The sequence below is a fragment of the Gordonia sp. NPDC003950 genome (assembly GCF_053605205.1).
This window is the reverse complement of record NZ_JBSGIT010000029.1, coordinates 19,018-31,510: the sequence shown is the minus strand read 5'-3', so window position 1 is coordinate 31,510 and position 12,493 is coordinate 19,018. Positions and strand designations below refer to the sequence as shown.

Genomic DNA, 12,493 nt, shown 5'->3' with positions numbered 1-12,493 from the left:
TAGCGGCCGTGCGGTCGGGGGTAGGCTTGGCACCACCACACGGGAGTCCGGGGAACGTCGGGCTGAGAGTGCGGGCCGCCCCCGCAGACCGTCACACCTGATCCGGATCATGCCGGCGAAGGAAGGAGCACGGATGCATCATTCGCGGATCCCGGAATCCGTACGGCCGCACGGGCGGACGCTGGCCGTCGTCGGTGGCGGCGTCATCGGCCTCACCTGCGCACTGGCCGCCGCCGATCGTGGTTGGCGCGTCACGGTTTTCGACGCCGGCGAGCATTACCGCGCCGCGCACGTGGCTGGCGGGATGCTCGGCTCGCTGGGCGAGGGACATCCCGGCGAGGACGCATTGCTGGCGCTCTCGGAAGCCTCGGTGCGGCGCTGGCCGGCACTCGTCGAGCGACTCGGCGACCCGTCGATCATCGCGGCCCGCGACTCACTGTTCGTCGCGACCACCGCCGCCGACGTCGCCTACCTCCGCCAACTCGCCGACTTCGTGTGGTCGGCCCGACCGCGCGGCGACGACGACCTGACACCCGTCGGCGCCGCGGAGATCCGTCGTCGTGAGCCGGCCGTCGGGCCGCGGCTGCGCGGTGGATACCTCGCGCGAGGCGAAGGGGCAGTGGACAATCGGCGGTTACTGGCGGCACTGCGCGCAGCGTTGCAAGCAGTGGGTGGCACCATCGTCACCCGCCGGATCACCTCGCCGGCCGAGGTCGACGCCGATCAGGTGCTGCTCACCGCCGGCGCCGGCATGGTGGACCTGTGGCCGTCGGCCCCGGTGCACCTGGCCGCCGGGGAGGTGCTGCGCCTGACCGCCGACCGCTGGACGGTACCGCCGCCGCGGCACGTCATCCGCGCTCGAGTGGACGGCCGGATGGTGTACCTGGTGCCGAGAAGCGACGGAATCGTCGTCGGCGCAACACAATACGAAGGTGACGTGTCCGACTGGCGGAACGCCTCGGGTGCGGCACGGGCCGGTGGCGTGGCCGAGTTGCTCGCCGACGCGATCGAGGTCTATCCGGGCCTGCGCGAGTATTCACTCACCGAGGTGGGGGTGGGATTCCGGCCGTGTTCGCCCGACGGCCTCCCGATCATCGAACGGGCCGACGACCGGACGGTGATCGCGACCGGTCACGGGCGCAACGGAATCATGTTGGCGCCCTACACATCCGACGCGGTCCTCGAGTTGCTGGGCGAGGCGCCGAGGGAGACCGGGATCGGGGCGGGCGTCACGAAAGGGGAACGAGTATGACGATACGGGTCAACGGGAACACCATGTACCTCGCCGACGACCGTTCGGTGGCGCACCTGGTGTCGACGATGGGTCTGCCCGATCGAGGGATCGCGGTGGCCGTCGACGGCGAGGTGATACCCCGAAGTGGCTGGGGCCGTGGCCTTTCCGACGGTGCCGTGGTGGAGATCGTGACGGCGGTGCAAGGTGGCTAGCGCGCCGGCCGAATCCGCGTTCGGCACCGCGGTCGACCCGGGAATCGGCGATCCGCTGCGCATCGCCGACAAACAGTTCACCTCACGCCTGATCATGGGTACCGGCGGTGCGGGAAACCTCGATGTTCTCTCCCGCGCACTGATCGCCTCGGGCACCGAACTCACGACCGTGGCCATCCGGCGGGTCAGTGCCGACAGTGCCACCGGCGTGCTGGAACTGCTGCGGCGATTGGGGATCGACATCCTGCCCAACACCGCGGGCGCTCACACCGCGGCCGAGGCGGTCCTCACCGCGCGACTGGCGCGGGAGGCACTCGAGACGTCCTGGGTGAAACTCGAGGTGGTCGCCGACGAGCGGACGCTGCTGCCCGATCCCGTCGAACTCCTCGACGCCGCAACCCAACTCGTCGACGACGGATTCGTCGTACTCGCCTACACCAACGACGATCCGGTGCTGGCCGCCCGACTCGCCGACCTCGGCGTGGCGGCGGTGATGCCGTTGGGCTCGCCGATCGGTACCGGCCTCGGTATCCGCAACCCGCACAACATCGAGATGATCGTCTCGCGGGCGACGGTACCGATCGTTCTCGACGCCGGGATCGGAACCGCGAGCGACGCCGCTCTCGCCATGGAACTCGGTTGTGACGCAGTACTTCTCGCGACGGCGGTGACGCGCGCCGACGATCCGGAACGGATGGCCGCGGCGATGCGGCACGGCGTCACCGCCGGCCGGTTGGCCGCCGGTGCGGGCCGGATTCCGCGGCGACGCTGGGCGAACGCCTCCTCGCCCGACCGCGACGCCTGAGACATCACCCTGAGACATCGCACCGCCCGGCCGACACCGGAAGCTGTGTACTGTCGAGTCCGTGCTGAGAGTGGAGAACCTCACCAAAGACTATGGGCCGGTGCGTGCCGTCGACAACCTGAGTTTCGAGGTGGCATCCGGGATCGTCACCGGCTTCCTCGGACCCAACGGTGCGGGCAAGTCCACCACCATGCGGATGATGCTGGGACTGGACCGGCCGAGCGCGGGACGCGCCACCATCGACGGCAAGGAATACCGTCACCTCGATCATCCGCTGCGGCAGGTCGGTGCCCTGCTCGACGCGAAGTGGGTGCACCCCAACCGCAGCGCCCGGGCACACCTGAGGTGGCTGGCCGCCAGCAACGGCATCGCCGCCGCCCGCGTCGACGAGGTCCTCGAGACCGTCGGCCTGACCCAGGTCGCGGGCAAACGCGCCGGGGGTTTCTCCCTGGGCATGTCGCAGCGCCTCGGACTGGCCGGCGCGATCCTCGGCGATCCGCACACCCTGCTGTTCGACGAGCCGGTCAACGGCCTCGATCCCGAGGGCATCGTCTGGATCCGCAACTTCATGAAAGCGCTGGCCGCCGAGGGCCGGACCGTCCTGGTGTCCAGTCACCTGCTGACCGAGATGTCGCTGACCGCCGATCACCTCATCGTCATCGGACAGGGCCGGCTGATCGCCGACAAGTCGGTCGCCGAGTTCACCGCGGCGGCCCGCACCATCGTGCGGGTGCGCTCGCCCTATCCGGATCAACTCCATCACGCGCTGGTCACCGCCGGCGTGACGCCGCACCCGGAGATCGACGCCCACGGACGCACCGTGTTCGTCGTCGACGACGGATCGACCACCGATCGGATCGGCGACATCGCCGCCGCGGCCGGGGTGACCCTGCACGAACTCGTCGGCGCGCAGGCATCGCTGGAGGAGGCGTTCATGGCGATGACCGCGCACGCCGTCGAATATCAGGGTGGTGCCGGGGCGGCGCCGGGTGGCGGCGCCCACGAGATGGGTGTGGCGATGCCGGGCGCCGAGCCGGGTATGCATTCGGGTCCGCCGCGCCACGGCTCGCCACCACCGGGGTATGTGCCACCCGGTCAGGTGCCGCCACCCGGATTCCCGCCTGCCCCGCCCGCACCGGGGCCGTTCCCGGGCCCGTCCCAGGGAGGTCCGCAGTGATCGACGTCCTGCGCGCCGAACAGATCAAACTCGGCTCCATCCGCTCCCCGTACTGGTGCATGGGGCTGGTGGTGTTGCTCAGCATCGGTATCACCGCGCTGTTCAGTGCGCTGTTCACCGGGGCACCCGACGAGACCGGAACGAGCAGCACCGAGATCGCCGACGGCTCCGCGATGACCGTGCTCCTGGTCGGGTTGCAGCAGTTCGCCGTAATCGTCCTGATGATCATGGCGGTCCTCGGCATCACCAGCGAATACCGGTTCTCCACGATCCGCGCGTCGTTCCTCGCGGTGCCGAACCGGCCGCTGGTGTTGATCGGCAAGGCCGTCGTCTACGTTGCGCTCACCGTGATCACGACGCTGGTCCTGGCGGTCGTGTGCATCCTGATCCTGCAGGCCGGTCTCGGCACCTCGGTCGTCGGTTTCGGCAACTCGGCGGTGATCCGGCAGATCTGGGGCACCCCGATCTTCGCCGCGCTGTGCGTGCTGCTGTCGATGGGAATCGGTGCGCTGGTCCGTCAGACCGCCGGCGCGATCTCCATCGTCCTGGTGTGGATGCTGGTGCTGGAGACCATCCTCGGATCGGTTCCGCGGGTGCGTGACTGGGTCGGCCCGTTCCTGCCGTTCGCCAATGGGTCGCGATTCCTGTCCGGCGGTTCGGCCGACGACGTGTTCCATTGGAACTCGTATGTGTCGCTGGTGTACTTCGCGGTGGTCGCCATCGTCATCTACGTCGCCGGCGTCGTGGTGACCAACCGACGGGACGCGTGATCAACCGACCGTATGTCGTTGGCTGATATTCACCTGCGTATTTGCTGATAAAGGGACTAAAATCAGCAACCATGCCAACGAATTGGCCCCTGGTGCAACGCGAGAAGGAGTATCGCGCCATCTCGGCGGCCCTGCGCGGCGAATCCGCCGTCGGTGGGGTGGTCCTGACCGGGGACTCCGGCGTCGGCAAGACGACCCTCGCCCGGCACGTCACCGCGAGCATCGGCAGCGGCGTGCGGTGGGTCGCCGGAACCGAATCGGCCCGCAGCATCCCGTTGGGCGTGTTCGCCCACCTGGTCGGGACGGCCACCTCCAGTGACCCGGTCACCTACCTCGCGGCGGCCCGCGAATCGTTGCTCGCCGACGGTCACGCCGTCATCGGCGTCGACGACGCGCACCTGCTCGACGAGTTGTCGGCGACGCTGCTGCACCAACTCGCCATCGACCGCGCGGTGCACATCGTGGCGACGGTCCGCAGCGGCGAGACCGTCCCCGACGCGGTGACCTCGCTGTGGAAGGACAACCACCTGCTGCGGATCACCTTGTCGCCGTTCACCAAGGAGGAGAGCGTCGAACTGGTGGAGTCGGTGCTCGGCGGTCAGCTCGAGGAACACTCGGCCGACCGGATGTGGGCGGCATCCGGCGGGAACGCGCTGTTCCTGCGTCATCTCGTCGACGGTGCCCGGCAGGCGAACACGTTGCGGCAGGTCAACGGGGTGTGGCAGCTGCGCGGGCGCGCGGCCATCACCTCCGAACTCGCCTCGCTGCTCGAGGGACGCATCGAACAACTTCACGAGTCGGTGCTGACCGCGCTGAAATATCTGAGCCTGTGTGAACCCCTCGATCTCGACGTCCTCGCCGAGGTGGCCGGCGAGGAGGCGGTCGAGGAGGCCGAGATCGACGGACTGGTGCGGATCGAACGGGAGGGCCGCAACCTCAACGTCGGCTTCCACCACCCGCTGTTCGGTGAGGTCATCCGCCGACGCCTCGGATTCGCCTCGTCGCGGCGCCTCCGCGGCAATCTGGTGAAGGCCCTGCGCGGGCGTTCGCTGTCGTCACCCGCCGACCGGATCCGGCTGGCCGAATTGGCCTTGGAGAGTGACGCATCCGCGGTCGACCTCGGTCTGCTGTCGGCGGCCGCGGGTGACGCCCTCAACCTGGCGCAGACCCCGATGGGGGAGCGATTCGCACGTGCCGCGCTGGAGGAGGGTGGCGGTCCGGCCGAGGCCGAACTGCTCTCTCGTGCCCTGATGTGGCAGGGCCATCCCGACGAGGCCGAGGCGATCCTGGCGCGCATCGACACCACCGGGCTCGAGGCGTCGCTGCAGCTGCGGATCGGGTTGCAGCGCGTCGGCAACATGTTCTGGGTGATGAACGACGCCGATCGGGCATCGACGATCCTCGAGGGGGTGCGCGCTGCGGTGACCGACCCGCACCTGATGGGTATCGTCGACGGAATCAGTTCTGCCTGTGCGCTTTTCGAGAACAAGTTGGACGACGCGTTGCGCCTGTCGGATGCCGCGCTGGCACCGGAGGACGCGCTGCCGTGGGCGGTCGAATGGGGTGTCTTCGGTGGCATGCTGTCCCGGGCCCTCATCGGGCGCGGCGACGAACTCGATCCGCTGATCCAGCGGGCCCGCGAGGCCGAGAGGTACACCGACGGGCTGCTGCGATATCCGGCCGGGATCGGCGAGATCCTCGGACTCATCCTCGGCGGCCGACTCGACGCCGCCGACACCGCCGCCGGACGCTACGTGGCGTTCGCCGACACCGCGCAGTACCTCAGTTGGGCGATGTCCGGGATTCTGGTGTCCGCGGTCGAACTGGCCCGCGGCGACTGCTCGTCGGTGGTGCGGCGGATCGAGCAGACCCTGGCCACCCTCGACGGCGAGGAGTACTCGGCCTCGTGGAACTTCCCGGCGTATGTTTTTCTCGCCCAGGCGTTGAGCGCCTTGGGTGAGGCCGACCGCGCCGAGGCCGTGTTGGCCCGCGCCCGGGCCCGGGACGGCCGGCACGTCGCGGTGTTCCGGCCGATGCTGCGCATCGCCGAGGCCTGGCAGGCGGCCGCCGCCGGCACGGTGTCACTGGGTATCCGGCGGGCGTGGGATGCGGCGGCGCTGGCCGCGCAGACCGGGCAACTGGCCGTCGAGGCGCAGGCGTTGCACACCGTGGTCCGGTTCGGTGACGCCGGCCCGGCCGGGCGCCTGGCCGAACTGGCCGAACGGATCGACGGTCCGCTACCGGGCCTGTACGCGCGGCATGCCGAGGCGCTCGCCGCCGGTGACGGGGTCGAACTCGACGTCTGTGCCGCCGATCTCGAGGCGCTGGGGCTGCGGCTGTCGGCGGCCGACGTCGCCGCGCAGGCGTCGGCGATCCACGACAAGGCCGGCAAACGGTCGGCGACGGTGGCGTCGTCGTCGATGGCCAATCGTCTGGCCGCGGCCTGCGGTGGTCTGCGCACCCCGGCACTACTCGAGGCGGCGCAGCCGCTGCCGCTCACCACCCGCGAACGCGAGATCGCCACGCTGGTAGCGTCGGGACTGTCCAACCGGCAGATCGCCGAGCGGCTCACCGTCTCGGTACGCACGGTCGAAGGCCACATCTACCGGGCCTGCGCCAAACTCGACGTCACCGACCGCGACGGCATCGCCTCACTGATTCTCCGGGAACGGTGATCCTCCGGACTCGCGAATCGTCGGTTATTTCGGGAGCGATGATCCCTCGCCGACGATGATCGCCGGCCCCGGGGTGACGCTGAATCCGGGGATCGACGCCAGCGGTACGTGCGCCTCGTAGGTGCGCTCGTATCCGGTGGCGCAGATCCGCCAGCCGTCGGCGGTGCGCCGATACTCGTCGGCGTAGAAGGCGGCGCCGATGAGCATGAACTCCACCTCGGCGACGATCACCCGATCCGACAGATACCACCGTCCGTGCGCGACGTCGCAGTCGACGTCGATCTCCGGATGTGACACACGATGTTCGGTGATCACCCCCGGTCCCACCGACTCGCGCATGAAGCCGACGAGGTCGTCGCGGCCGGTGAGGTCGAGACCGCCGTAGTGGCCGATCACGTCGTCGGTGAGGGTGGCGGCGAAATCATCCCAGTTCTTGGTGTCCAGGGCCCGCAGATACCGATACTTGAGCTGCTTGATCTCGGCGAGATCTAGACTGGTGGAACGTCTTTGGTGATCAGGCGATTCGTGTTCGTCGTCGGGGTGTGGTGGTGTCATGGTTCGACCAATACACCCACCACACCCGCCGGGGGATCGAGATCGCCGATTTTCTCGGACCTGGATCTTCCGGGCTACTTCTTCCGGGTGCCGGGCAGGACCCCGGCGTCGATGACGGACTTCACGTACGGGCGCAGGGCGGTGACGGTCTCCGACAGTTCTGGACGCGACCACAGTTGCTCACCGAGGGCATCGGTCTGCGCCTCGATGTCGTCGTAGATGGCGGCGCCGTCTGCGGTGAGACGGTGACCGGGTTCGGTATCCGACCCGGTGCGTTCGGCGAGCCCCTGGGCGACAAGACGATCCACCGATTCCTCCCACTCCTGCGCCGACCAGCCGCGGGTGAGCAGCGTCAGATCCCGGCCCAGTACCCGGCGCGTGACGGTGGGATCGGGCAGTGCCGCCTCGTGGAATACCGCGGCGTCGAGTCCGCCGAGTCCGTGAACCACCAACGCGGCAATGTGGTTGTCGCCGCGCCACTCCCGCAGCACGGCGAAGGTATGCCACAGCCGCAGGTGCGGCGGCGTGGGTGCCGGGGCCGCGGCCCACGCAGCGGCGAGCGGACGACCCGAGTACGGCAGGGTCTGCGCCGCTTCGGCGAACACATCGGCGGCCGCGACGATGGCGTCGTCGGCGACGCCGTCGCCCCAGATATCGCGCAATTGCTCATCGAGCATCTGGTCGCGGGCCTGCGACACCCGGTCGAGGCCGACCGCGACGGCCTTGGCCCAACTCTTGGCGATCGAATCGGGGGCGAAGTTGACGAAGGCGGCGGTCACCACCGCCGCCGCGCACGGACCCATCGGTGCGGCACGTGCCCCGACGTAGAAGGCGTGCGCGTTCAGGCCGGTCGCCTCGTGCGCGGCGGCGAGGGCGGGACTGAAGTAGGCCAGGACGTGGAAGGGTTCGAGGGTGTCATAGGCGCGTCGGGCGGCGGAGCTGGTCGTGGACATGGTCACCACGCTGTCGGCGCCACCGTTCGGTGTCAAGCGTGCAGCGTGATCACGGAGACGGTGTCACGGTGTCCGGCGCGGTCCGTTGCCACCGGGATGGGCCACCCGCTGATCGCCGGTGACGCCCAGGTCGGCTTCCAGATCGTCCTCCACGAGCGTGAAGTCTGCGTCGCAGAACTGATCCTCGCTGACCTCGTCGTCGGTGGCGACGGCGCTCGTCACGTCGGCGGCGTCGCGCTCCTCGGCGTCGAGGTCGTCGCGTTCGTCGTTCTCCCGTCCGCGTCGCCAGCCGCCCTTCATCGGCGGTGCCTCGCCGAAGTGGTCGGGATCGCCGGAGCCGTACCAGGCGACGAGGACCGCACCGATCACCGCGCCGATGAAACCGACGACTGCCAGCCAGCCCAGACCGGCCTTGGCGGTGTCGCCGAGGAACAGCACCCCGACCAGGCTGGGTCCTGCGGTCTCACCGACCACCAGGACCGCGGTGACGCCGTTGACGGCACCGAGTTGCAGGGCGACGGTCTGCACGAAGAATCCGGCCGCCCCCGCGACGGCGATCGTCCATGCCGCCGGATCGAGGAGCAGCACCTTGAGGTCGAAGGGGTGAACGCCGTCGAGGATGCGCACGGCGATCGCGATGACGCCGAAGAGCAGGCCGGCCATCGCACCACCGACGATCGCGCCGTGGCGACCCAGCCGGTAGACACCGAGCAGGGCCAGCGATGACAACACGAGCGTCGCGACGAACAAACCCCAGTGGATCGAGTGGGCCTGGCCTTCCCCGGTCGTATGCGACGAGGAGAAGCCCAGCAGACACAGGGAGAAGACGACCAGCCAGATCGACACCCAGTCCCGGGTGTGCAGGGCGATGTTGAGCATGATCGTCCCGAGTAGCGCGGTGACGACGAGGTTGGCCGAGACGATGGTCTGCGACAGGAACAGCGGCAGGAACCGTGCGGCGACCGCGCCGCCGGCGAACCCGACGATCACCATCACCGTGCCGAGGATGAAGGACGGATCGACGAACGTGGACATCGTCGACTGCAGTGACGGACCACCGGCCGCGTTGGTGTCCTCGATCCCGTCCTCACGGGAGGTCTGCGCGACGCGACGGGCACCGAGCGCACGCAGCACCGTCGACATGCCGTAGGCGACGGCAGCCAGGCATGCGGAGATGACGCCGACGACAAACAACATCCGCACCTCCACCCCTGCGGCCTCAAACGGCCGACAACACCAACTTAACAACGCGAAAAACTGGAACAGTCATCGCGGTCCCGGTATTCCGGGTACCGACATGTCCGAGTATTCCGGGTACCGACATGTCCGAGTATGCCGGGTGGGGCCGACAAGAGCCCGTCAATTATGCGCAAATTGCGGACACCCGCGGCGGCGACATCGGTGTCCTCACCGGTGCCGTCGGGCCGCCCTGCGCGCTCATCGGCCGCATGTCTCTAGACTCGCGACGTGCCCCCAACCGGTAAGCATGTGCTCATCACCTTCGGCCGATCATTCCTGACCCTGAACCTCGCCCGTCTGCTCGCCGCCGGCGGGCACCGGGTGACGACGGTGGACTCGATCCCGGTCGCCATCACCCGGGTCTCCAATGCGGTCAGCGGCTTTCACCTCGTCCCACCTCCGAAATTCCAACCGCAGGAATACTGCCGCGAACTCGCGCGCATCGTCGTCGAGGAAGCCGTGGACATCGTCATCCCGATCCACGAGGAAACCGACATCCTGGCGATGATGCGAGGGCTCTTCCCGCCCGAATGCGAGCTGTTCCTCTCCGATTTCGACCTCGAGAACCGGCTGCACAACAAATACGATTTCCAGGTCATGCTGGCCGATCGCGGCATCCCGACCCTGAAGTTCGCCGAACTCCGCGGACCGGAGGACATCGCACAACTCGACTTCACCGGACCGTTCGCGGTCAAGAAGTGCTACTCGCGCGGTTCGCAGAAGGTGCACAAGGTGTATCCCGGTGACGCGATGGAGTGGCTCGATCACGACCCGAGCAACCCGTGGCTGGCACAGGAATGGCTCACCGGCGACCGCTACTGCACCTACTCGGTGGTGCGGGAGGGCCGGATCTTCGCCCACGCGACCTATCCGGTGGAGTACGCGATCGGCGGCAGCTCCTGCCTGTCGTTCGTCTCCGCCCACCACCAGGGGATCCTGGACTGGGTCACCGACTTCCTCGCCGGCACCGACTTCACCGGCCAGGTGGGTTTCGACTTCATCGATCACCCCGAGAAGGGGTTGTACTGCATCGAGTGCAATCCCCGCGCGACCAGCGGGATCATGATGTTCCGTCCGCACAACCGGGTCGATCGCGCGTTCTTCGGCGAGAACACCGAGGTCATCGTCCCCGACGACGACGTGCACACCATGATCAAGGTCGGGATGACGCTGTTCGGCTGGACGGAGGACTCCCGGCAGGGACGCACCATGCGGGAGTACTTCCGGGACCTGCGCGGATTCGACGACGTCATCGGGGTGCCGGGTGACCGGAAACCGGGCCTGCTGCTGCCCGCCGCCTACCTCGGCATCCTGCGCAGCTGCGTGAAGTACCGCGTCGGTCTCGCCGAGGGGTTCATGCACGATCACGAATGGGACGGCCACGTCATCTGAGCGGGTCATCTGAGACGCGCCCTGCTCGGCGCGCCGAACCGCGCCGGTTGTGCTTCGGTTGACCGATGAGCACGCACCTCGGCCACCTCGTCCACATCGCCGGGAGTCCCACCGTCGACGACGCGGTGGCCGCACTCGTCGACATCGACGACGGTGCCCTGGTCGTCGACGACGACTCCGGGATCATCCTGTTCTCCGGACCCCGCGGCGAGGTCCCCGACGAGTTCGCCGCGCACCGGGTGATCGATCACGGTTCGGCCTTCCTGCTGCCCGGTTTCGTCGACACCCACATCCACTTCCCGCAGACCTACTCCCTGGACGCCTACGGTGGCGGGCAACTGCTGGAATGGTTGAACACCTGCATCTTTCCGGCCGAGGCGCGACTGGCCGACCCGGAATTCGCCCGCCGCATCGCCCGGGACTTCACCAACCGCCGGATCTCGGCCGGCACGACCGCCGCGATGGTGTTCGGATCGGCGTTCCCGGTGGCCCAGGAGGCACTGTTCACCGAAACCGAGCGTGCGGGCCTGCGCATCGTCAGCGGCCGCGGCATTCAGACTTCCGGGCCGGATTCGGCTGCGCCGCTGATGACCTCGGAGGCCGACGCGACCGCCTTGACGCTGGCCGAGATCGACCGCTGGCATGCCTCGGACACCGGTGACCCGTCAACCGCGTTGCGCCACACCGCCATCGTGCCCCGATTCAGCCTGTCGGTGACCACCGAGACCTTGCGTGCCCTGGGGGATCTATACGCGTCTGTGACCGAGCGAGGAGTGTACGTTCACACCCACCTGAACGAGAACAATCGTCCGCTCACCGGTGAAATCGACACGGTGAAAACACTTTTCGAGGTCGACAGTTATCTCGACACCTACGACGGGAAATTCCTGCCGGGTTCGATGCCCGGCGGTGAGAGCCTGCTGGGACGACGGACGATCATGGCGCATGCGGTGCACTGCACCGACGCCGAGCTGTCACGGATGGCGCAGACCGGAACATCGATCGCGCACTGCCCCACATCGCAACAGTTCCTGGGTTCGGGCACCATGCCGTGGCGGCGGACCGTCGCGGCCGGGGTCACAGTCGCCGCCGGAACCGATTGCGGGGCAGGGGATGAGTGGCTGATACCGCAGGTGCTCGCCGACACGTTCAAGGTGCACATTTCCGAACCCGGTGACGCGAGCGTGGCGCTGCATCCCGCGCAGCTGTTGTTCACCGGGACACTGGCCGGGGCGCGCGCGCTCGACGCCGAGGAGCGATTCGGCAACCTCGACGCCGGTAAGGAAGCGGATTTCCTGGTGATCGAGCCGGAACGCTGGCCGCCGCTGGAATCGTTGCTGACCAACGGGGTTCGCGCCGATGATCCCGAATTGGCCAGGGAGCAGACACTGTTCGCGCTGCTGATGGGGATGCGGGAGCCGGCGATCGCCGAGGTCTACGTGCAGGGCCGGCTCGTGGAGTACGAGGTCTGAGGACAGGCC

At 68.3% G+C, this 12,493-nt stretch carries 11 protein-coding genes; 8 read left to right on the top strand and 3 right to left on the bottom strand.

Going from position 1 to position 12,493, the window contains the following annotated elements; genetic code table 11:
- The first annotated feature begins 133 nt into the window (after positions 1-133).
- The 6 genes from thiO to ACWETB_RS21000 all read left to right on the top strand — a co-directional run bounded on the left by thiO (position 134) and on the right by ACWETB_RS21000 (position 6,873).
- Positions 134-1,252 carry a glycine oxidase ThiO gene (thiO, locus tag ACWETB_RS21025; RefSeq protein WP_348806159.1) on the top strand — a complete coding sequence of 373 codons (1,119 nt, stop codon included), beginning with the start codon at positions 134-136 and terminating at the stop codon, positions 1,250-1,252.
- Positions 1,249-1,446 carry a sulfur carrier protein ThiS gene (gene thiS, locus ACWETB_RS21020; RefSeq protein WP_449742390.1) on the top strand — a complete coding sequence of 66 codons (198 nt, stop codon included), beginning with the start codon at positions 1,249-1,251 and terminating at the stop codon, positions 1,444-1,446. Before thiO ends, thiS begins: the two co-directional genes overlap by 4 nt.
- Positions 1,447-1,489: 43 nt before the next feature.
- Positions 1,490-2,251 carry a thiazole synthase gene (gene thiG / locus ACWETB_RS21015; protein ID WP_348806218.1) on the top strand — a complete coding sequence of 254 codons (762 nt, stop codon included), beginning with the start codon at positions 1,490-1,492 and terminating at the stop codon, positions 2,249-2,251.
- 61 nt (positions 2,252-2,312) lie between these two features.
- On the top strand, positions 2,313-3,428 hold the full coding sequence (locus ACWETB_RS21010) for an ABC transporter ATP-binding protein (protein WP_348806157.1): 1,116 nt from the start codon (positions 2,313-2,315) through the stop codon (positions 3,426-3,428).
- Positions 3,425-4,198 carry an ABC transporter permease gene (locus tag ACWETB_RS21005; protein WP_348806156.1) on the top strand — a complete coding sequence of 258 codons (774 nt, stop codon included), beginning with the start codon at positions 3,425-3,427 and terminating at the stop codon, positions 4,196-4,198. Before ACWETB_RS21010 ends, ACWETB_RS21005 begins: the two co-directional genes overlap by 4 nt.
- Before the next feature lie 71 nt (positions 4,199-4,269).
- The gene (locus ACWETB_RS21000; RefSeq protein WP_452213400.1) at positions 4,270-6,873 is read left to right on the top strand and encodes a LuxR C-terminal-related transcriptional regulator; all 2,604 of its coding nucleotides are present in this window, start codon (positions 4,270-4,272) and stop codon (positions 6,871-6,873) included.
- A gap of 24 nt (positions 6,874-6,897) precedes the next feature.
- Here the strand turns inward: ACWETB_RS21000 and ACWETB_RS20995 are convergent, their stop codons facing one another.
- The 3 genes from ACWETB_RS20995 to ACWETB_RS20985 form a co-directional block, all read right to left on the bottom strand.
- Positions 6,898-7,428, bottom strand: a complete 531-nt coding sequence (locus tag ACWETB_RS20995) for a nuclear transport factor 2 family protein (protein WP_452213398.1) — start codon at positions 7,426-7,428, stop codon at positions 6,898-6,900.
- A 74-nt stretch (positions 7,429-7,502) separates the two neighbouring features.
- Positions 7,503-8,387: an SCO6745 family protein gene (locus tag ACWETB_RS20990; RefSeq protein ID WP_449742457.1), complete on the bottom strand. Its 885-nt coding sequence runs from the start codon at positions 8,385-8,387 to the stop codon at positions 7,503-7,505.
- A 57-nt stretch (positions 8,388-8,444) separates the two neighbouring features.
- Entirely contained in the window at positions 8,445-9,578 is a 1,134-nt protein-coding gene (locus ACWETB_RS20985) for an EamA/RhaT family transporter (RefSeq protein WP_449742385.1), read from the bottom strand.
- Between the two features lie 270 nt (positions 9,579-9,848).
- Between ACWETB_RS20985 and ACWETB_RS20980 the strand changes: the two genes are divergently transcribed.
- Positions 9,849-11,012, top strand: coding sequence for a carboxylate--amine ligase (locus ACWETB_RS20980; protein ID WP_452213396.1), 1,164 nt, complete (start codon positions 9,849-9,851; stop codon positions 11,010-11,012).
- A gap of 65 nt (positions 11,013-11,077) precedes the next feature.
- Positions 11,078-12,484 carry an amidohydrolase family protein gene (locus ACWETB_RS20975; RefSeq protein WP_452213394.1) on the top strand — a complete coding sequence of 469 codons (1,407 nt, stop codon included), beginning with the start codon at positions 11,078-11,080 and terminating at the stop codon, positions 12,482-12,484.
- Positions 12,485-12,493: the final 9 nt, after the last annotated feature.